Raw genomic sequence first — 18,449 nt, 5'->3', positions numbered from 1 at the left:
TAGACTAGTCGGGGTGGTAAGGAATGAGTATAGAAACAAATGGATTGATTTTTAAGCGTAATATGCAAAGTGCTAATTATTTGCACTAATGCGATAGGTCCAGGCGGATTCTGAGAGTAGTCCGCGGCCCCCGGCCATGGTCATGGCCAGATCATGCAGGCCCGGCCATAGCGGTACCGTTGCCGCGCCCTTAACGGCTAAATCCAGCCGCTGGGCCATTAAAAGCAATTTATGCAGTCGCTTCATGGGCAGGCGGCCAATCGCTTTCTGGTAAGCGGGGCGGCGCTTATCAAAAATCATCGGCTTTTGAGTTTTGCAAGCGTGCTCAAAGCTCTGCCCTTGATCCAGGTGCTGATGCAGCGAGAGCAGGGTACGCAGCTCCCGACTAAGCGCCCACAGCACAATAGGCGCCTCAACGCCTTCACTGCGTAAGCCATTGACAATGCGTGAGGCGCGGCTGGGCTCACCTTTCAGGCAGGCATCGGCCAAATTGAAGACATCAAAGCGGGTACTGTCTTCTACCCCCTGGGCAATACTTTCCACGTTCAAGCGGGTGCCTTGGGGGTGAATCAGGGCAAGCTTCTGCAACTCCTGGTCGGCGGCCAGTAAGTTCCCTTCGGTGCGCTCACCCAGCAGGCGGGCGGCATCCAAGTCAATTTGTACGCCATGCAGGGAAGCGCGGTCGCGCAGCCAATAGCCCAAGCGTGAGGCATCTACCGGCCATACCGGTACAAACAAGCCGTGCTTATCCAGCGCTTTAAACCAGGCGCTTTTTTGCTGCTTGGCATCTAGCTTGCCCATACCAATCAGCAGAACATCATCGCTGTTATCCAGGGTTTCGGCGTAATGTGCTAACGCTTTACTGCCATCTTGCCCCAGCTTGTGGTTGCCTAAGCGCAGCTCCAGCAGTTTGCTGGTCGCAAACAGCGAGAGGTTGCTCGACATTTCCATCAATCGGCCCCAGGCAAAATTGGGCTCGACATCGAGTACTTCACGCTCCTCGACACCACCCTGGCGAGCTGCGGCCCTTACAGCATCGCAGGCATCGCGATGCTGTAAGGGCTCGTCCCCTGCTACGATCACTACGCGGGGCAGCTTTTTTGCTAACGCAGCGGGTAGCTGATCAGCAAATACCTTCACTGCATGCCCTCAACGTAAGTAAGCCGCTCGATGATTTGCTGAGAGAGCTGGCGCGCAAGCGTTTGTTCAGCTTCCATCATTAGCGTTTCGCGGTTGAGCAGGTCGTCATCGCTGACGCGAATGCGGGTAGCCGTCGAAAGCGTTTCGTTATTGATGTAATAGGCATTAGACGCCCGCTCCTGTACCGAGAGGCTGCTGCTAAGCGTTAGCTCGTGTTCGCGGCTTGCTCGACCATCGCCGCCCAGTCGGCGCTCGGTTAAAACAGGCGTACCCAGCGTGACCCGCCAGGGCGCATCAGCGGTGACCTGGGTGCCTAATTGCTGAAGACGTAAGGCGACCTGCTGAGCGACGGCACTGTTGGTGTCGCCTTCTAAAGCAAGAGTGGGCAGCGTAGGCAGCGATTTAGTGCCGCGTAGCCTAAACCCACAGCCGCTGAGCAGCACCGCCGCCGAGGCGGCGATGCTAGCGGTTAAAAATGTGCGTCGGTTCATCCGCTCACCACGATATTAACCAATTTTCCGGGCACCACGATGACTTTGCGCACGGTGTTGCCCTCGAGGAAGCGCTGAACGTTTTCGTGCTCCATCGCCAGCTTTTCAATAGATGCCTTATCTGCACTTGCCGGTACTTCAAGGCGAGCGCGCAGCTTACCGTTGACCTGTACCACCAGCTCAATACTGTCGCGGGTAAGGGCGGATTCATCCACCACCGGCCAGGTTGCTTCAATGGCCGGGCCTGAATGACCAAGCGCTTCCCAGAGACTATGGCACAGGTGGGGCGTAATCGGCGAGAGCAGCAGTACGCAGGCTTCCAGCGCTTCGCGGCTAACCGCCAGGCTAAGCTCGGAGCTATCGTCGAACTTACCGATGGCGTTGGAGAGCTCCATCACTGCAGCAATGGCTGTATTGAAAGTCGTGCGGCGGCCAATGTCGTCGCTGGCTTTCTTGATGGTCTCGTGGGTTTTCCGGCGCAGCGCCTTTTGATCGTCGTTAAGTGCATTGACGTCCAGCGTGCCGGGCGTGCCCGCTGCCAAGTGCTCATTCACCTGACGCCATAGGCGCTTCAAGAAGCGGTGTGCGCCCTCTACCCCTGAATCCGACCACTCCAGGGACTGCTCGGGGGGGGCGGCAAACATCATGAACAGGCGTACGGTATCGGCACCGAACTTGTCGATCATTGATTGCGGATCAACGCCGTTGTTTTTCGACTTGGACATCTTCTCGATGCCACCCATCTCCACTGGCTCTCCGTCGCTCATCAAAATGGCGCTCAGCGGGCGGCCTTTCTCATCACGCTTCACTTCCACGTCAGCGGGGTTAAACCACTGCTTGCCACCGTTATCAGTAGAGCGGTAGAAGGTTTCCGCAATGACCATGCCCTGGGTCAGAAGCTGCTGGAAGGGCTCGTCGGAATCCACCAAGCCGAAGTCACGCATCAGCTTGTGGAAGAAGCGCGCGTAAAGCAGGTGCAGAATGGCGTGCTCGATACCGCCAATGTAGAGGTCAACCGGCAGCCAGTAGTTGGCGCGCTCGTCCAGCATGGCTTCGGTGTTATCGGCACAGCAGAAGCGCGCGTAATACCAGGACGACTCCATAAAGGTGTCGAAGGTGTCGGTTTCGCGCGTCCAGCCATCACCCAGGTCAGAGAACGCAGGCATCTTCTTCAGCGGCGAGCCGGAGGCGTCCACGGTGACTTCCATGGGTAGCGATACCGGCAGCTCGTCATCCGTCAACGGTACCGTTTGACCTTCAGGGCCGTATTTAACCGGAATCGGCGCACCCCAGTAGCGCTGGCGGGCAACGCCCCAATCGCGCAGGCGGTAGTTGGTTTTGACTTCGCCACGACCAAGCTCAGCCAGTTTGGCGGCAATGGCGTCAAAGGCTTGCTCAAAATCCAGGCCATCAAATTGACCTGAATTGACCAGCTTGCCGTATTCGGCGTAGGCCGCCTCAGAAACGTCGGCAGGCTGGCCGCTTTCATCGGCGATGACCGGTTTGATGTCAATGCCGTACTTGGTGGCAAACTCCCAGTCGCGCTGATCATGGCCAGGCACTGCCATGACGGCACCAGTACCAAACTCCATGAGTACGAAATTAGCCACGTAAACGGGCACTTCATCGCCGGTTAGCGGGTGAACCGCCATATGGCCGGTGAGCATGCCTTTCTTCTCTTTGGTGGCCATCTCTGCTTCAGAGGTGCCGCCTTTGGCGCACTCATCGCAGAAGGCCGCCAGCTCACTGTTCTGCTCGGCCGCCTGCTTGGCTAGCGGGTGGCCAGCGGCAACCGCCACATAGGTCACGCCTAACAGCGTATCCGGGCGGGTGGTGTATACCGCCAACGGGTCGCAGGCGCTGCCGTCTTTAGTCTGGATATCAAAAGTGAGCTCAACGCCTCGGGATTTGCCAATCCAGTTGCGCTGCATTGTTTTGACCTGCTCCGGCCACTCTACTTTATCCAGGTCAGCCAGCAGTTCATCGGCGTAGTCGGTAATCTTCAAGAACCACAGCGGTATCTCTTTACGCTCAACCAGCGCACCGGAGCGCCAGCCGCGGCCTTCAATAACCTGCTCATTGGCAAGCACGGTTTGATCAACCGGATCCCAGTTGACCGTCGACATCTTCTTGTACACCAAGCCTTTTTCCACCAGCTTGGTGAAGAACCACTGCTCCCAGCGGTAATAGCTGGTATCACAGGTAGCGAACTCGCGGCTCCAGTCGTAGGCAAAACCCAGTGCCTTCAACTGATTGCGCATGTAGTCGATGTTTTGGTACGTCCACTTAGCGGGCGGCACCTGATTCTGAATAGCGGCGTTTTCCGCGGGCATGCCGAAAGCGTCCCAGCCCATGGGCTGCATGACATTTTTACCCTGCATGCGCTGGAAACGGGACACAACGTCACCGATAGTGTAATTACGCACGTGCCCCATGTGCAGCTTGCCGCTGGGGTAGGGGAACATGGATAGGCAGTAAAACTTCTCGCGGTTCGCGTCCTCTACGGCTTTGAAGCACTGATTTTTGTCCCAGTACTGCTGGGCGTCGCGTTCGATTTCACGAGGGCTGTAGTGTGCGTCCATCGGTTTATTAATGCCTTGGCGTATTCGCCCAAAAGGGGCGCAAAGTGAATGTGAGATGACATCTGTCAGATAAGTGAGGTCGATTGTATCCTATGCAGGTGTATCCTTGAACGGTAAGCCGATGATAGGTAACTGCACGCGTCGATAAAAGGAGAGGCACCATGAGTGAACAGCAGAATGACAATCGCCTACGAGAAGGCTACGAACGCTTGCTAGAGCGGATGCAGGGGGGCGCCAACGAGCTAACCTGGGAAAATTTGCAGAAGGATTTGGACGACGCGGTCGAGTTTGAGTCGGAGCTAGAGGAGTACACCAAAGACGAGCTAGCCCTGCTGCGCGCCTGGGTTGAACGTGACCTGAAAGATATGCGCTACTACATGGCAGACACCGGCAAGCAAGTGGCCAGCTGGCTGGGCATTGATATTGACGGCCTTTCTCGGCGCGTGGCGGAGTCGCTGCTTTCGATTGCTGACCGCAGCGTGGTCGACCGCGAACGCTTTGAGGAAGATTTAGAAGCTGCCCGCGCCGACTACTGCGAAGGTGAGATGGCGGCACCCGGCCTAATGGCATGCACCCACTGTGATGCCCAGGTGATGCTGCCTACCGTTGCACGCCTGGAGCCTTGCCATCAGTGTGGCCATCGCTACTTCTACCGCTTCCCCAATAAAATCATTGAGACCTGATCCATTAGCTAACCAGTAAGCTGACGCCTGCGATCGCCCCAAGCGAAAGCAGGCTCATGACTGCTGCGTAGAGCAGGTTATTTTTCATCATGCGATAACCGCTCACCCCGTAGCGTCCCTGCAGTGACAGGTTGATCCCCGAAAGCGGGCCCACGCTGGTGCCCACAGCCCACGATGTTAACGCCACAAACGCAAAGACGGTTTGTTCTCCGTTCTGCAGGTTCAGTATTGAGGCCAACACCGATACGCCAATGATTGGATGTAAGCCTGCCAGTGCGCTCAACGTAATCGCCGCAAAGCTAAGCATTGCCTGGGGTGCGCCAAAGCGGGTGAACAGCGTCCAGTCGCTGCCAGCCGCCGCTGTTACCAGAGTTGAAAGACCAATTGTTAAAAGCCCCGCGGCTAAAAACAGCGAAATTTCCCCGCGCATGGCCGGTAGCCGCGTAGTGGTGTGCTGGCGAATGCGGCGCAGGGTAAAGCGAGGCCCATGGGGTAGGTTGCTCAATACCGCCACGCTGGGCAGCAGAAAGGTAATAATGCTGACGATGGTCAGGGCAGGGGTAAGCACAAAGTGAAACAGCATCACCAGCGCCGCCATGCCTACCGGCATAAACAGGCTACGTGGCGCCAGTGAGTAGCCATCCACCTCGCTGAGGTCAAACCGGCGCCGCAACTCCAGCGTGGTTAACAGCCCTGACAGCATCGCCATGGGAAAGCCCACCACAGCAATTTGCGCGTACTCCACCTCGGGCACCAGCGCAATCACCACGCCCATGGAGGCAAAAAAGGGCGACCATAGCGCTGCACTGGAGAGCCCCCGGTTAAGCGCTAGCAGCTGCGGCGTGGTAAGCGGCCCGCGCCGAGCCAGTTTATCGCCCACCATAAATACGGTAGAGAGATTTAAAATCGTACCCAGAAAGTGCACCCCCAGCCAGGTACGCAGCACTCCACCCGCTCCGGTCACTCGACTTCCCGTCGCGCCCTTGTTGCCTTGCTTACCAATCAGCGAGATAAAACTAACGCCCACCAGCATGGCGGCTACAAACGAATTGCCCTGCAACATAGCGGGCCAATCCACCTCGGCGCCATACACAAACCGCGCCACCAGCAGCATGCCTGCACCCAGCACGATTAGTACGCCCGCCTGAATGCGCGAACGACGGGGTATATCCCGCCACAGCAACACAACCGCCGCCCACAGCAAATAGCTCACCGCATGCGCAGTGTTCAACCAGCCCGTAAAACCGATAATCTGTGCGATAAGCCCAAGCAGAATCAGCACGCCCGCCAAGCGCTGCCGAGAAGATGTCTCTTGCATGCCAAACCCTTAGTAGTGAATTAGCAGGCTAATCGGATTTGCAGAGGAAGGCCAGCAGTAAGCTAAGAGTTATAAATAGGTATTTTCGTAGCGCCGCGGTACCAGCTCTTGCACCGCGGCTAGCTAAAGTTGTAGGAATGGGATGGATCCGTCCCACTGTGCCAAGATGAAGACGCATTTCATCATTAGGCCGCTTCAACGGTGGTTCGACACTTCGAAGAAGGGTGCGGAAAGCATCCCTTATTATTACTAGGCTAGCAGCTTGAACATTCGCGAGCTAAAGCTCCCTCACAAGGGTTGAAGGCAGCCCCTCTTCTCATCAGGCTTCCAGCCTACAGCGTAAAAATGGGTAACTTGCGCTCTGCTTTGGCGAGTTTCAGTTTGGCGACTTTGGGCAGACCGTTTTCGAACGGTGGGAAGTCCTCGCCCTGAATCAGCGGTGACAGATAGTCCCGACAGGCCTGGGTAATGGCAAAGCCGTTATCGCTGATAAAGTCCCTGGGCATAAACTTCTCTTGGTTGGCTACCTGGGAGAGCGGGGCAGATATCACATCCCACTGGTAGGGCGCCTGAGAGATGCGGCGAATAGCGGGCATCATGGCGTTTTTACCTGCCAGCGCCAAGGTTACTGCTTCTCGACCCACCGCATAGGCTTGTTCAACGTCGGTTTTAGACGCTAGGTGACGCGCCGCGCGCTGCAGATAGTCGGCCACTGCCCAGTGATACTTGTAGCCCAAATCCTGTTTGATCATACCGGCGAGCGTTGGTGCCACGCCGCCAAGCTGCCGGTGGCCGAACGCATCGGTATTACCCGCATCGGCCAGAAAGGTACCATCTTCGTAGCGAGCGCCTTCAGAGACCACAATAACGCAGTAGCCATACTGTTTAACGCTCTCCTCAACCCGCGCCATAGCCGCTTTACGGTTAAAGGGGATTTCCGGGAAGATAACCATGTGTGGCGGCTCGCCTTCGGCTTCGCCTGCCAGCCCCCCGGCGGCGGCAATCCAGCCCGCGTGGCGGCCCATTACTTCGAGAACAAAAACTTTGGTGGAGGTCGCACACATCGAAGCGATATCCAGCGATGCCTCCAGCGTTGAGGTGGCAATATACTTGGCTACGCTGCCAAAGCCCGGGCTGTTATCGGTAATCGGCAGGTCGTTATCGACGGTTTTAGGCACGTGGATAGCGGTCAGCGGATAGCCCAGCTTCTCGGAAAGTTGAGAGACCTTTAAGCAGGTGTCGGCGCTATCGCCGCCGCCGTTATAGAAAAAATAGCGAATATCGTGGGCTTTAAAGACTTCGATCAAGCGCTCGTACTGGGCACGGTGGGTGTCAATATCTTTGAGCTTATAGCGGCAGGAGCCAAAAGCGCCGCCCGGTGTATGGCGCAGCGCGGCAATGGCCTCATCGCTCTCTTGGGTAACGTCGATAAGGTCTTCCGTTAAGGCTCCGATAATGCCGTTATGACCGGCGTAAACCTTGCCTATTTGATCGGGGGCTTGACGGCAGGCTTCGATAACGCCGCAGGCGCTAGCGTTGATCACGGCGGTGACGCCACCTGATTGGGCGTAAAAGGCATTATGCTGGGCCATGGAAACGTCTCATCTCCTAAAAACGGATAGTTTTAATCGAAATATTTATCACCGCCAAATACGCGCTACCCGGCATTGTCGGTGCTAAACCAGATTGCTGTAATGGGGCGAAGTTTAGCGTAAAGCCTGGTTCTCTGCATTAGCGGCTCTCTGCATCAGCGGCTACGCTGTTGACGGTTAGGTGTTAATCCGTACTGTCCATCTCTTGTTCGCGCTGGGCAAGTTGCCAGCCGCCCAGGTCTTTGTAGCGATTAACCATCGCGCAAAACAGCTCGGCGGTGCGCTCGGTGTCATAGCGAGCGGAGTGTGCGGCCTTGTTATCAAACTCAATGCCCGCTGCGCGACAGGCCCGCGCAAGTACCGTTTGGCCATAGACCAGGCCTGCAAGCGAGGCGGTATCAAAGCTTGAGAAGGGGTGAAAAGGATTGCGCTTAATGCCACAGCGGTTGACCGCCGCATTCAAGAAGCCCTGGTCGAACGCCGCATTATGGCCAACTAAAATAGCGCGCGTGCAGTCATGTGCTTTGATCGATTTACGAATCGGGCGGAAAATTTCTCCCAGTGCTTCCGACTCGCTGAGCGCTACCTGACGACGCAGGGGATCGTCCAGGTTGATACCGGTAAAATCGAGCGCTGACTGCTCGACATTCGCGCCCTCAAAGGGCTGAATGTGGTAGGCATAGGTGGCATCAGGAAGCAGGTTGCCCTCCGGATCCATGGTCAGCGTGACGGCGGCTATCTCAAGTACAGCGTCGCCTTGGGCATTAAATCCCCCGGTTTCTAAATCAACGACCACGGGCAGGTAACTGCGAAAACGTTGGGCCATTAATTCGCGGGCAATTGCCTCGCTCATGCAGCTCTCCTTATGTTCAAGCGAGTAATAGTAAAGCGAGTCATCAGATAACATTAGCGGCAAACCGCCGCTTTGAATGGGGGGATTCTAGCAGCTTTAGCCCCCAGGCGTCGTTGACGGTATTCGCTGGGCATTGAGAACGCTATACTCAACGTCAGTCTCAACGGTTTACTCCAACGAGCTATCACAGACGAGCTATCACATTCGCCAGGTGCTAGTGGCAAGTGTAGTTTTTACTAATGAATATCTTATGGTCAACGAGGAGCAAAGAATGTCCGATGTCAAAAAGGTTGTGCTGGCATATTCAGGCGGCCTGGACACATCCGTAATCGTTAAGTGGTTGCAAGAAACCTACAACTGCGAGGTAGTGACCTTTACTGCCGACATCGGTCAGGGCGAAGAAGTCGAACCGGCGCGAACTAAAGCGCAAGCGCTTGGCGTGAAAGAGATTTACATCGAAGACTTGCGTGAAGAGTTCGTGCGTGACTACGTCTACCCGATGTTCCGCGCCAACACTATTTATGAAGGCGAGTACCTGCTGGGCACCTCTATCGCTCGTCCGCTGATTGCCAAGCGGTTGATCGAAATTGCCAATGAAACGGGTGCCGACGCTATTTCCCATGGTGCTACGGGTAAAGGTAACGACCAGGTGCGTTTCGAACTTGGTGGCTATGCCCTGAAGCCCGGCGTAAAAGTGATCGCCCCTTGGCGGGAGTGGGATTTAACTTCCCGCGAAAAGCTAATGGCATATTGCGAAGAGCATAAAATTCCGGTCGATTTTTCTAATAAAAAGAAAAAATCACCCTATTCAATGGATGCCAACCTGCTGCACATCTCCTATGAGGGCGGCATTTTGGAAGACCCATGGGCCGAAGCAGAAGACGATATGTGGCGCTGGAGTGTCTCGCCTGAAGCCGCGCCCGATCAGCCCACTTACGTTGAGCTGACGTTTGAAAAGGGCGATATCGTGGCTATCGACGGCGAGCCATTGAAAGCCCATGAAGTGCTCGAAAAGCTCAACAAACTGGGCGGCGACAACGGTATTGGTCGTTTGGATATTGTTGAAAACCGCTACGTGGGCATGAAATCGCGTGGCTGTTATGAAACGCCAGGGGGCACCATTATGTTGCGTGCTCACCGTGCCATTGAGTCGCTCACCCTAGACCGCGAAGAAGCCCACCTGAAAGATCAGTTGATGCCGAAGTACGCGGAAGTAATCTACAACGGTTACTGGTGGAGCCCAGAGCGTCGCATGCTGCAGGCGGCCATTGACGAGACCCAAAAGAATGTCGCGGGTGTCGTGCGTATGAAGCTTTACAAAGGCAACGCTACCGTAGTGGGCCGTAAGTCCGATGAGTCGCTATTTGATGAATCAATCGCTACCTTTGAAGATGATGCTGGCGCTTACAATCAGAAAGATGCCGAAGGCTTTATTAAGCTAAACGCGCTGCGTTTGCGTATTGCCGCAGGTAAGGGTCGCAAGCAGAGCTAAGTAAGCGCTGATAAAAGCAGCTTATAACTTGCAGGGCGGCCATCTCCTTGCCGCCCTGTAAGCAAAGGAGCCATTATGCTTAAGAAATTATTTTCCGGTCTCTTCGGTAGTGATCGTCAGGCTGTGCCAGGCGCTACCTCTAAAGCTGCTGAGCCGGTGGAATACAAGGGTTATGAGATTGTCTCCCAGCCAGACAATCAGAGCGGTCAGTACCGCGTCAGTGGTTGGATTCGCAAGGCCGACGCCAGTGGTGAAACCCTTGAGCACCGCTTTGAGCGTTCCGATATGCTCCCAGGGCGAGAGGCCTGTGATGCTATGATGGTCACCAAAGCGCAGCGCTATATTGATGAAGTAGGTGAAGCGATGTTCGAGCCAGACCCGCGCAGGTCAGGCGAGGGCGAGTAGCAACAACGCCGTCATATCATTCTAGTAAAGGAGAGGCGTATGCGTTTAGTACACCAAGCCTCACCCTGGCGCTCTCTATTCCATGAGAATGGCACGCTCAATACCTCGGCGCTTAATGCGCCGTTGCACCATATCTTCTCAAAACTCTCCTCAAACTTCCCCTCACCGGATATCTCATTAGCTGACGCCTATGCTTGGCAACTGCCGCTGGTGGAAACATTGGTGCATTATGATTTACCCGCCTGGCGTATTAGCCAAATTATCAGTGACCACAATGCTTCACTGTATCGTCTGGCAATAGCGCAATCCCTTGACGAAATGCAGGCGCAGGGCTGGGGCGCTCCGCCCGTCGACTACTGTGTTCTGCTGCTAGGCTCCGCGGCGCGCTTCGAAAGCCTGTTAGGCCCCGATCAGGATAATGCGCTGATTATCGACGGCTATCCTGACCATCGCCATGTAGAGATCGACGGCTACTTTCAAGCGCTTGGCGAGCGGTTTACCCAGCGCCTGGATGAGGCCGGTATACCGCTCTGCCATGGTCATGTCATGGCGCGATGGCCGATGTGGCGCAAACGGCTAAGTGAGTGGTACGCGCAGCTAGACATCTGGAGCGCTGACCGCCAGGTAAAGCGCGTACAGCAGACTAATATCTTACTCGATTTTGCCCCGGTCGCCGGTAATCCAGCGCTTGCTAAGAAGTTGGGTGAGTGCATCGCTTCAACTCTTCCTAAAGCGTCACTGTTTATGGATGAAATGGCGACGCTACTGGATGAGCTGCCGGTGGCGCTGGATCGCTTTGGGCGGCTTGCCTCAAGCCCAGGCCTGGATGCCCCCCATGGGCAAGCCCTTAATCTCAAGCATCAAGGCTTGTTGCCGTTGATTAGCGCCGCGCGCTTACTCTGCCTGCGGCACGGGCTGCGCGACATAGCCACTCGCGAGCGATTGATCGCGCTAAGTCATGCAACGGATGCGTTAACGTTGGCTGAATCGGCGTTGCTTGTAGCCGCTTTTGAGCGACTGCAGCAGCGCCTATTGGAACAGCAGCGGTATAACAAAGCTCGTGGCCAAGCTGCAGATGGCTGGGTTGACCTGCGGCGTTTGCGTGAAGACGAGCGCTTACTGCTGAAGTTTGATCTACAGCAGATTAGGTCGTTTGTTCAGCGAGTGAAAAACGCCTAGCCGGAGTCGAGAGATGATGAGTCACCCGGCGCGGCGGGTAGTTCTAACGTTAAGCAGGCACCGCCTAAGGTTTTGGCATCCTCGACCCAAAGCCGTCCACCTAGATGGGCGATAATACCCCGACTAATCGGTAATCCTAAGCCGCTGCCTCTTGGCCGACCTCGTGGAATATCATCGTCCTGTTGAATTTGATGGAATTTTTCAAAAACCCGTTCACGCTCGTCTTCGCTAATACCCGCACCATTATCCTCCACGCTTAAACGGAAATGACGACGATGGCTATAAAGCGTGAGGCGCACTTTTGGCTGCTCCCGATCGGCAAACTTACCCGCGTTATCAAGCAGGTTAATAATCACCTGTTCTAAACGGTCATGGTCGCCAACCACCACCGCAGGGTCAGCTTCCAAGCTAACGTCTAAGGCAATGCCGCGCTCCTCATGTAGATGGGCAATAGCGTCAATGCTGTGCCGAGTTAGGGCGGCAAGATCGAGGGGGACGGGATTAAGCGTCAAACGACCACTTTCCAGGCGGGCAAGATCCAGAATTTCTTCAATTAAACGAGACAGACGCTGGCTCTCGTGGACGATCACGCCGAGAAAATGCTGGCGTTTTTGATCAGGCAGTTGGCTGCTGTCGCGCAATATTTCGGCAAAGGCTCGAATGGAGGTGAGCGGTGTGCGTAGCTCGTGGCTGACCATGGCGACGAACTCGTCTTTCAAGCGATCCAGCTCGCGCAGACGCTCGTTCGCGCTACGCAGTTCTTCGCCAATTTGCACCAACTCCTGAGATTTTTGCTCCAAGCGACGGTTGTACTCCAGGGTTTGTGAGGTCGTGTCCAAAATGCTTAGAATCGACTCAATATCCAGTGCTTCGCCGCGTACTACCGAGTTGATCAGTACCCGCGCGGAGGAACTGCCCAGCGCCCCCGCTAGCGCCTGTTCGGCGCGGGTAATCAGCTCGGCGGTAGCAGGTTCATCGGCTGCATAAGCACTTTTGGTGCCGCTATGGCTGAATACACGACGGGTGGTCTGGGGCCCCAAATAACGAACAAGCAACTCTTTGAGCGCCCCCTGGGTCGTTTGCCCGCGCCATATCGATGTCGATAGCGAGGTGGTTTGCAGATTAGGGTGCATTGCTTCGGTGAATAGCGCTGCCTGGGTTTGCTCAAGGGGCGTAGGGCGAGTAAACAGCGATACTCCAACTAATAGTCCCACGTTAGCCATCATGCTCCAGAGCAGCGAATGGGTATAAATATCCCAATTTTCGAGCCCGAATAAGCCGTAGGGAATTAGCCAAGCGATACCCCAGGGGCCCTCAGTGAGCAGTGCTGCATCCAACCAACCGGATTGGGCAAACCCTGGCAGCAGCAGCGTATAGCACCAGAGTAAGAACCCGGCGATTAGGCCAGCTGTGGCGCCTTGGCGGGTAGCGCCGCGCCAATACAGGCCAATCAAGAGCGCTGGGGCGAACTGGGCTGCCCCAGCGAAGGAGACCAGCCCAATAGTGACAAGGCTATAGGAGTCACCAATCAACGCATGGTAGAGATAGCCGAGTAGCAGAATAAGCACGATAGCAATGCGCCGAATACCTAACAGCCAACCGGCAAGCTCCCCTTTGGTACTTAAGTGCAGCCGTCGTGAGCGCAGCAGAAGGGGCATCACCAACTGGTTGCTGACCATGGTTGAAAGCGCGATTGTTTCCACAATCACCATGCCTGTGGCCGCAGACAGGCCACCAATAAAGACCAGTAGCGGCAGCCCTTCTAAGCCTGCTGAGAGCGGCAGCGTGAGCACGAAGCTGTCCGAATCACCTGCGCTTACGCCTAACAGCAGGCCAGCCAGCGCTATGGGAATAACGAACAGGTTAATCAGCAGCATGTAGAAGGGGAATAGCCAGCTTGCTCGGGCTAAGTGCTGCTCATCGACATTCTCCACTACCAATACCTGGAATTGGCGAGGCAGGGTTAAGAAGGCCAGAAAGGCCAGCACCAGCATGCCCACCCAGCCAGTGGCACCACCTGGAACGCTATCCAGCCGCATGCTATCGATAAGGGCTGGCGTGGCCGCTACCTGGGCAAACAGCGCGGCCGGGCCTTCAAACCTCACAAACACCACGAACACGCCGACGGCCATAAAGGCGACCAGTTTAACGATGGACTCCACCGCAATCGCCGCCACCATGCCTTCATGGCGCTCACTGGCATCCAGGTGGCGTGTGCCAAACAGAATAATAAATACTGCTAATACCAGGGCGACCCAGAGAGACTTATCCATCCAAAAATGTTCATCCACTAACGTGGTGTCGGCCGCGCGGGGATAGTTGATCAGCACTGCATGGCTAACGGTAATGGCTTTTAACTGCAGAGCAATATAGGGGGTGATGCTAATCAGCGCCATCAGGGCAACCAGTGCGCCTAAACTGGTGCTTTTGCCGTAGCGGGCACTGATGAAATCGGCAATAGAAGTGATCCGCTGCCGTGCTGCAATACGTACCATTTTGCGGATAACTGAAGGGGCCAACAGCATCGCCAGGGTGGGGCCCAGGTAGATGAGCAAAAAGCTGGGGCCATACTCGGCGGCGCGCCCGACGCTGCCGTAGAACGTCCAGGCCGTGCAGTAAACAGCAATAGAAAGGGCATATACCGTCGGCGAGCCAATGATGGAGCGACCCTGCTCCGCCCGCCGGTCACCCCAGGCGGCGACCACAAACAGCAGCGCCAAGTAGCCAAAGGCGGTGCCGAGGATAATCGCCTCACTACGCATGTTTAGCGGCCCGAACGCCGTTCCATCAGCCAAGCAGTCAAGCCGATCACCACTGCCCAGACGATAAATAGATAGAGCGGTAGCCAGCCCACGCTAAAGGTAGGTAGCCGATCCACCACGATAATCAATGGTGGGGAGAACAGCAGCAGGGCAATCGCCACCAGAGCCATTAGGCGCTCTGTTTGGCGTGATTTCACACCGAAAGGTTTCATCAGGCGCTGGCATCCTGTCGGTCGAAGGCGTTGACTTGCAGGGCTAACAACTGCTCAAGCGTATCGACGCCGCGGGCTTCTAAGCGAGGCAGCAGGGCTAGCCATAGCTCGGCGGTCACGCGGGCATCGCCTAATGCAGTGTGGCGCGTCCCTGGTGGAAATGCCAGATCGTAGCGCTGGGCAAGGCTATCCAGATCATGCCCATCGAGCGCTTCGTCAAGTGCCCGTGAAATCAGCAGGGTGTCGATCACAGGGATATCAAAGGCGACCCCTTTGTGGCTAATGGCAAGTAGATCAAAGGCGGCATTATGGGCCAGCAAGACAGCTTCGCCGACATAATCGCGAAAGCGGGTAAGCACAATATCCAAAGGCGGCGCGCCTAGCACATCGGCATCGGTAAGGCCGTGTATCGCGGTGCTAGCCGGCGGGATCGGCCGCTGCGGATCCACTTTTTGATCGAAGGCCTCGCTTGCCAATAAACGGGCGTTGACCACGCGACAGGCGCCAAGACTGATGACGGTGTCACCTCGGCGTAGCTCAAGCCCGGTGGTTTCCGTATCAAAGGCGACTATTTCCAGGCTGCGCAGCGTTCGGCTGGCCAGCGCTTCATCCGGCGGGGGCAGGTCGGCAATGCCAAAGTCATGGAATTCCGGGCGCGGCGGGGCGGTTTCTCGTGGGGCGCCAACGCGCTCCATGGCGGGCAGGGGAAGTCTCAGGCGTGAATGAATGCCATCATCGTCGGCAAGGCTCCAGATGTCGCTGGCGTGTTGACGCATGACATCAGCGACGCTTGGTGTTAACGGCAGTGAGTTTAGCGGCTGCTGTCGCCACTCCGCCAGCTCGTGCTCGGGGATCGCTTTGCCGCGCCAAATAAGATCGAGATAGACGCGTTTGTTGCCCAGGCATATCTCACCCTCAAAGCCACTGTCAGGCAGATGGGTGTTGAGGTGCTTCACCAACGAGTCGAACAGCGCAATCAGTGCTGGGGCGTCGCCTTTAAACCAAGCTGGCATGCCCACCGGGGTGATTAAACGGTGTTCCGGGTCAAGGCGCTCATCCAACGCCTGCCAGAAGTCGTTTGACCACATGGGCGTTAAGCGCTCGCCCTGGTGCTGCATGTCGTCGAGCAACTGGCCGATTTTAGCCACGTTGTCGCCAAGCGTAGCGCCTTCTTCTTGGATAACTCGCTCAAAACGCTGGCGCAAAGCAGACGTGCTGGCGTCGTTTTGATTGCGCAGTTGAATCAGTGCATCGGCGGCGCTGGTCAGGCTGGCTGTATGCTGCCGCAGTGGGGTCAGCATATCCGCAAGCTCCGCTCTAACGCCCATTTCACTCGACCAGGAGGCGGTGGCGTCACTAAAGGTCAGCAATGTTTCGCCATCGCTACCCGGCACGCGGCGTAAAATCACTTTGAGCCAGCGGTCGTCGCAGGGGGCTAATAGCTCTCTGGGGGAACCGTCGTTAGGCAACTGGCCGAGCATTTGCTGTAGGCTCGCTACCGGTAGCAGCGCCTCCAGGCGTTTGCCCAGTCCTAACCCGGTATTACCTTCAAAAAAGTCCTCAGCCGCCTGGTTGAACAGCATGAGGCGGCGGTGGTGATCACACAGTAGCAGCGGTGTTTCGAGCACTTGCAGCAGCGTCTCCAGCTCCTGTCGGATGCGTGCAGCGCTGCGGGCGCCGTCAGCGTGAGCGGTGGCGAGGCGGCTACGATCTGATCGCCAGCTTTCGCGTACTCGACGTAGGTCGGGCCCCAGTCCTTTTAGCCAACCTTCGGGTGGGTGCTCATCCCGTGCGTCTGGGTTGGCGACTAAGCGCGCCAGTTGCACTTGTAAATGGCGCAGCGGGGTAAACAGCATGCGCTCAAGCAGCAAGCCGACTACAAAAATCGTTGCGCCACCGGAGAAACTGCCTAGCCAGAGAGCGATGCGCGTTACCCCTGCGGGAGCAAGCTGCGCATCCAGCCAGGCGGCGAAAACGGCCCCACCCAGCAGGCTGATGCCGCTAAGTAATAGCCAGAGGCCAATCAGGCGCTGACGTTTGGGCAGCCCTCCCCGGGTCATGGCTGCTCCTCAATCAGTAGTGCTTTGACTTTTTCGACCAGTGACTGGGTAGAGAAGGGCTTGGTGATGTAGTCATCGGCGCCCAGCGCCATGCCTTTTTCCCGCTCCACGTCACGCCCATGAGCGGTCAGCATAATAATGGGAAGCTGGGCGGTAGCCGCTTCGCTACGCAGCCGCTCTAAAACGTCAAAACCGCTAATCCCCGGCAGGCTAATATCGAGTAGCAGCAGATCGGGCTGGCTATCATTCACTCTTGCCAGGGCCTGTTCACCATCTTCAGCAGTAACGACCTCAAACCCCGCTTGCTCCATCAGGAACTCTAGCGATAAAACAATGTTGGGTTCGTCATCGACGACGAGCACTTTAGCCATGGAGCTCTCCTGCTTATATTTGTTTTAACGTTTATTTGTTTTAAAGCTGCATGGCTGCAGTCTAGATAGATCTAACAGGTCAGCCAAGACGACCTTGGCCGAATGCATTCAAGACAAAGAAGCGATCACAAAGAAGCTAGTAAGCGCGTTTTGTTACACTGCTTGCCTCTTTGCCATGGCTTACACATGTTATGGCGTTCCACTGATCTGGTTGTTAGGGCTGTCAATGCGCGTACTCCTGTTATCTGCCTACGAAGCGGTGAGCCACCGCTACTGGGCGCAAAGCTTAATGGCGCAGCTTGATGAGGTGTCGTGGACGCTGTTGAGCCTGCCGCCGCGTCATTTTGCTTGGCGTATTCGTGGCAATCCGCTGAGCTGGATGCTTAAAGAGCACGATACTCTCAGCCAGTCGTTTGATGTAGTGCTAGCCACGTCGATGGTGGATCTGGCCACGCTGGCGGGGCTGTTCCCGCATCTCGGCCGAGCAAAAAAGGTTGTCTACTTTCATGAAAACCAGTTCGCCTATCCTGAATCGAGCGATCAGATGCCACAAGTAGAGGCCAAGATGGTCAATCTCTATACGGCGCTGGCGGCGGATAACGTGGTGTTTAACAGCGCCTATAACCGCGACTCTTTTATTGATGGCGCGCGAGCCTTTCTGAAAAAAATGCCGGAAAACCTCCCCGCAGCCAAGCCACTGGAAGCGCTACGCGAGCGGGCTCAGGTTTTGCCAGTGCCCATTCCAGAGAGCTCAGAACCTTGCCAGCAAACGGCAGTTAACAAAACAGTGCCACAGCGGATTGTCTGGAATCACCGCTGGGAGTACGACAAGAACCCTGACGACTTCTTTGCCGTACTGTTTGCGTTAAGCGATGCCGGAGTAGCGTTTGAATTGGCGGTGCTTGGTCAACGTTTCCGTCAAGCCCCCGCCATTTTTGACGAAGCTGAGCAGCGCTTAGCCAAGCATATTGTGGCTTGGGGGCCGCAGCCAGAAGAGGCGTATCGAGAGCTGCTAGATAGCGCAGGCATTGTGGTTTCGACTACCTGGCATGAGTTTCAGGGGTTGGCGATTATGGAGGCGGCCCAGCGCGGGGCTTTACCACTGGTGCCGGATAGGCTCTGTTTCCCTGCGCTTTACCCTGCAGCCTATCGCTATGACGGCTCTCGGGAAGGGCTTTATGACCGGCTTAGTGCTTGGCTCACCGATCCGGCGGTTCGCCCTGAACGCCTTGATACCACCGCTTGGGAGTGGCCCGCCTGGCGTGAGGCTTACCGCCAGTTGCTGATGAGCTCGACTTGATGGCCTAGC

Annotated in this window: 15 protein-coding genes; 5 read left to right on the top strand and 10 right to left on the bottom strand. The window is 56.1% G+C overall.

What is annotated here, in order from left to right; genetic code table 11:
- Nucleotides 1-72: 72 nt before the first annotated feature.
- The 3 genes from holA to leuS are packed head-to-tail and all read right to left on the bottom strand — an operon-like array spanning nucleotide 73 to nucleotide 4,213.
- Nucleotides 73-1,140, bottom strand: a complete 1,068-nt coding sequence (gene holA, locus KF947_RS01700) for a DNA polymerase III subunit delta (RefSeq protein ID WP_133732377.1) — start codon at nucleotides 1,138-1,140, stop codon at nucleotides 73-75.
- A complete protein-coding gene (locus KF947_RS01695; RefSeq protein ID WP_133732378.1) occupies nucleotides 1,137-1,631 on the bottom strand; it encodes a twin-arginine translocation signal domain-containing protein in 495 nt (164 codons plus the stop codon). The genes holA and KF947_RS01695 overlap by 4 nt, the downstream gene beginning before the upstream one ends.
- Entirely contained in the window at nucleotides 1,628-4,213 is a 2,586-nt protein-coding gene (gene leuS, locus KF947_RS01690; protein ID WP_133732379.1) for a leucine--tRNA ligase, read from the bottom strand. The genes KF947_RS01695 and leuS overlap by 4 nt, the downstream gene beginning before the upstream one ends.
- A gap of 161 nt (nucleotides 4,214-4,374) precedes the next feature.
- Between leuS and KF947_RS01685 the strand changes: the two genes are divergently transcribed.
- Entirely contained in the window at nucleotides 4,375-4,896 is a 522-nt protein-coding gene (locus KF947_RS01685; RefSeq protein ID WP_133732380.1) for a zinc ribbon-containing protein, read from the top strand.
- A gap of 4 nt (nucleotides 4,897-4,900) precedes the next feature.
- On the opposite strand, the gene KF947_RS01680 is transcribed toward KF947_RS01685, so the two are convergent.
- The 3 genes from KF947_RS01680 to rnt form a co-directional block, all read right to left on the bottom strand.
- Nucleotides 4,901-6,214, bottom strand: coding sequence for a hypothetical protein (locus KF947_RS01680; protein ID WP_227405275.1), 1,314 nt, complete (start codon nucleotides 6,212-6,214; stop codon nucleotides 4,901-4,903).
- 332 nt (nucleotides 6,215-6,546) lie between these two features.
- Complete coding sequence (locus tag KF947_RS01675; RefSeq protein WP_133732382.1) at nucleotides 6,547-7,806, bottom strand: 6-phosphofructokinase; 1,260 nt, start codon at nucleotides 7,804-7,806, stop codon at nucleotides 6,547-6,549.
- Nucleotides 7,807-7,990: 184 nt separating this feature from the next.
- Nucleotides 7,991-8,659: a ribonuclease T gene (rnt, locus tag KF947_RS01670; protein ID WP_227405274.1), complete on the bottom strand. Its 669-nt coding sequence runs from the start codon at nucleotides 8,657-8,659 to the stop codon at nucleotides 7,991-7,993.
- Between the two features lie 271 nt (nucleotides 8,660-8,930).
- Here rnt and KF947_RS01665 point away from each other — a divergent pair, with 271 nt between their 5' ends.
- The 3 genes from KF947_RS01665 (at nucleotide 8,931) to KF947_RS01655 (ending at nucleotide 11,735) form a co-directional block, all read left to right on the top strand.
- Nucleotides 8,931-10,151 carry an argininosuccinate synthase gene (locus KF947_RS01665; RefSeq protein WP_071693107.1) on the top strand — a complete coding sequence of 407 codons (1,221 nt, stop codon included), beginning with the start codon at nucleotides 8,931-8,933 and terminating at the stop codon, nucleotides 10,149-10,151.
- A 75-nt stretch (nucleotides 10,152-10,226) separates the two neighbouring features.
- Nucleotides 10,227-10,556, top strand: coding sequence for an HlyU family transcriptional regulator (locus KF947_RS01660; protein ID WP_133732384.1), 330 nt, complete (start codon nucleotides 10,227-10,229; stop codon nucleotides 10,554-10,556).
- Between the two features lie 39 nt (nucleotides 10,557-10,595).
- Nucleotides 10,596-11,735, top strand: a complete 1,140-nt coding sequence (locus tag KF947_RS01655; protein ID WP_133732385.1) for a DUF294 nucleotidyltransferase-like domain-containing protein — start codon at nucleotides 10,596-10,598, stop codon at nucleotides 11,733-11,735.
- Here KF947_RS01655 and KF947_RS01650 read toward each other — a convergent pair.
- The 4 genes from KF947_RS01650 to KF947_RS01635 are packed head-to-tail and all read right to left on the bottom strand — an operon-like array spanning nucleotide 11,732 to nucleotide 17,140.
- Nucleotides 11,732-14,497 (bottom strand): sensor histidine kinase, encoded by a 2,766-nt coding sequence (locus KF947_RS01650; protein WP_227405273.1) that lies wholly within the window; start codon nucleotides 14,495-14,497, stop codon nucleotides 11,732-11,734. The genes KF947_RS01655 and KF947_RS01650 overlap by 4 nt on opposite strands.
- A 2-nt stretch (nucleotides 14,498-14,499) precedes the next feature.
- Entirely contained in the window at nucleotides 14,500-14,709 is a 210-nt protein-coding gene (locus KF947_RS01645) for a hypothetical protein (protein ID WP_133732387.1), read from the bottom strand.
- Nucleotides 14,709-16,769: a 3'-5' exonuclease gene (locus KF947_RS01640; RefSeq protein ID WP_227405272.1), complete on the bottom strand. Its 2,061-nt coding sequence runs from the start codon at nucleotides 16,767-16,769 to the stop codon at nucleotides 14,709-14,711. The genes KF947_RS01645 and KF947_RS01640 overlap by 1 nt, the downstream gene beginning before the upstream one ends.
- On the bottom strand, nucleotides 16,766-17,140 hold the full coding sequence (locus tag KF947_RS01635) for a response regulator transcription factor (RefSeq protein ID WP_022523646.1): 375 nt from the start codon (nucleotides 17,138-17,140) through the stop codon (nucleotides 16,766-16,768). Before KF947_RS01635 ends, KF947_RS01640 begins: the two co-directional genes overlap by 4 nt.
- A 226-nt stretch (nucleotides 17,141-17,366) precedes the next feature.
- Here KF947_RS01635 and KF947_RS01630 point away from each other — a divergent pair, with 226 nt between their 5' ends.
- The gene (locus KF947_RS01630; RefSeq protein WP_133732389.1) at nucleotides 17,367-18,440 is read left to right on the top strand and encodes a DUF3524 domain-containing protein; all 1,074 of its coding nucleotides are present in this window, start codon (nucleotides 17,367-17,369) and stop codon (nucleotides 18,438-18,440) included.
- The last annotated feature ends 9 nt before the right edge of the window (nucleotides 18,441-18,449 follow it).

The sequence above is a fragment of the Halomonas sp. FeN2 genome (assembly GCF_020595105.1).
Lineage (GTDB): Bacteria > Pseudomonadota > Gammaproteobacteria > Pseudomonadales > Halomonadaceae > Vreelandella > Vreelandella neptunia.
The sequence above is the reverse complement of the archived record's forward strand: the minus strand, read 5'-3'. Positions and strand labels throughout refer to the sequence as shown.

Excerpts from the sequence above, each read along its gene's own strand:
- KF947_RS01695 (WP_133732378.1), bottom strand. The coding sequence starts at position 1,631 with ATGAACCGACGCACATTTTTAACCGCTAGCATCGCCGCCTCGGCGGCG.
- leuS (WP_133732379.1), bottom strand. The coding sequence starts at position 4,213 with ATGGACGCACACTACAGCCCTCGTGAAATCGAACGCGACGCCCAGCAG.
- KF947_RS01685 (WP_133732380.1), top strand. The coding sequence starts at position 4,375 with ATGAGTGAACAGCAGAATGACAATCGCCTACGAGAAGGCTACGAACGC.
- KF947_RS01680 (WP_227405275.1), bottom strand. The coding sequence starts at position 6,214 with ATGCAAGAGACATCTTCTCGGCAGCGCTTGGCGGGCGTGCTGATTCTG.
- KF947_RS01675 (WP_133732382.1), bottom strand. The coding sequence starts at position 7,806 with ATGGCCCAGCATAATGCCTTTTACGCCCAATCAGGTGGCGTCACCGCC.
- rnt (WP_227405274.1), bottom strand. The coding sequence starts at position 8,659 with ATGAGCGAGGCAATTGCCCGCGAATTAATGGCCCAACGTTTTCGCAGT.
- KF947_RS01665 (WP_071693107.1), top strand. The coding sequence starts at position 8,931 with ATGTCCGATGTCAAAAAGGTTGTGCTGGCATATTCAGGCGGCCTGGAC.
- KF947_RS01660 (WP_133732384.1), top strand. The coding sequence starts at position 10,227 with ATGCTTAAGAAATTATTTTCCGGTCTCTTCGGTAGTGATCGTCAGGCT.
- KF947_RS01655 (WP_133732385.1), top strand. The coding sequence starts at position 10,596 with ATGCGTTTAGTACACCAAGCCTCACCCTGGCGCTCTCTATTCCATGAG.
- KF947_RS01650 (WP_227405273.1), bottom strand. The coding sequence starts at position 14,497 with ATGCGTAGTGAGGCGATTATCCTCGGCACCGCCTTTGGCTACTTGGCG.
- KF947_RS01645 (WP_133732387.1), bottom strand. The coding sequence starts at position 14,709 with ATGAAACCTTTCGGTGTGAAATCACGCCAAACAGAGCGCCTAATGGCT.
- KF947_RS01640 (WP_227405272.1), bottom strand. The coding sequence starts at position 16,769 with ATGACCCGGGGAGGGCTGCCCAAACGTCAGCGCCTGATTGGCCTCTGG.
- KF947_RS01635 (WP_022523646.1), bottom strand. The coding sequence starts at position 17,140 with ATGGCTAAAGTGCTCGTCGTCGATGACGAACCCAACATTGTTTTATCG.
- KF947_RS01630 (WP_133732389.1), top strand. The coding sequence starts at position 17,367 with ATGCGCGTACTCCTGTTATCTGCCTACGAAGCGGTGAGCCACCGCTAC.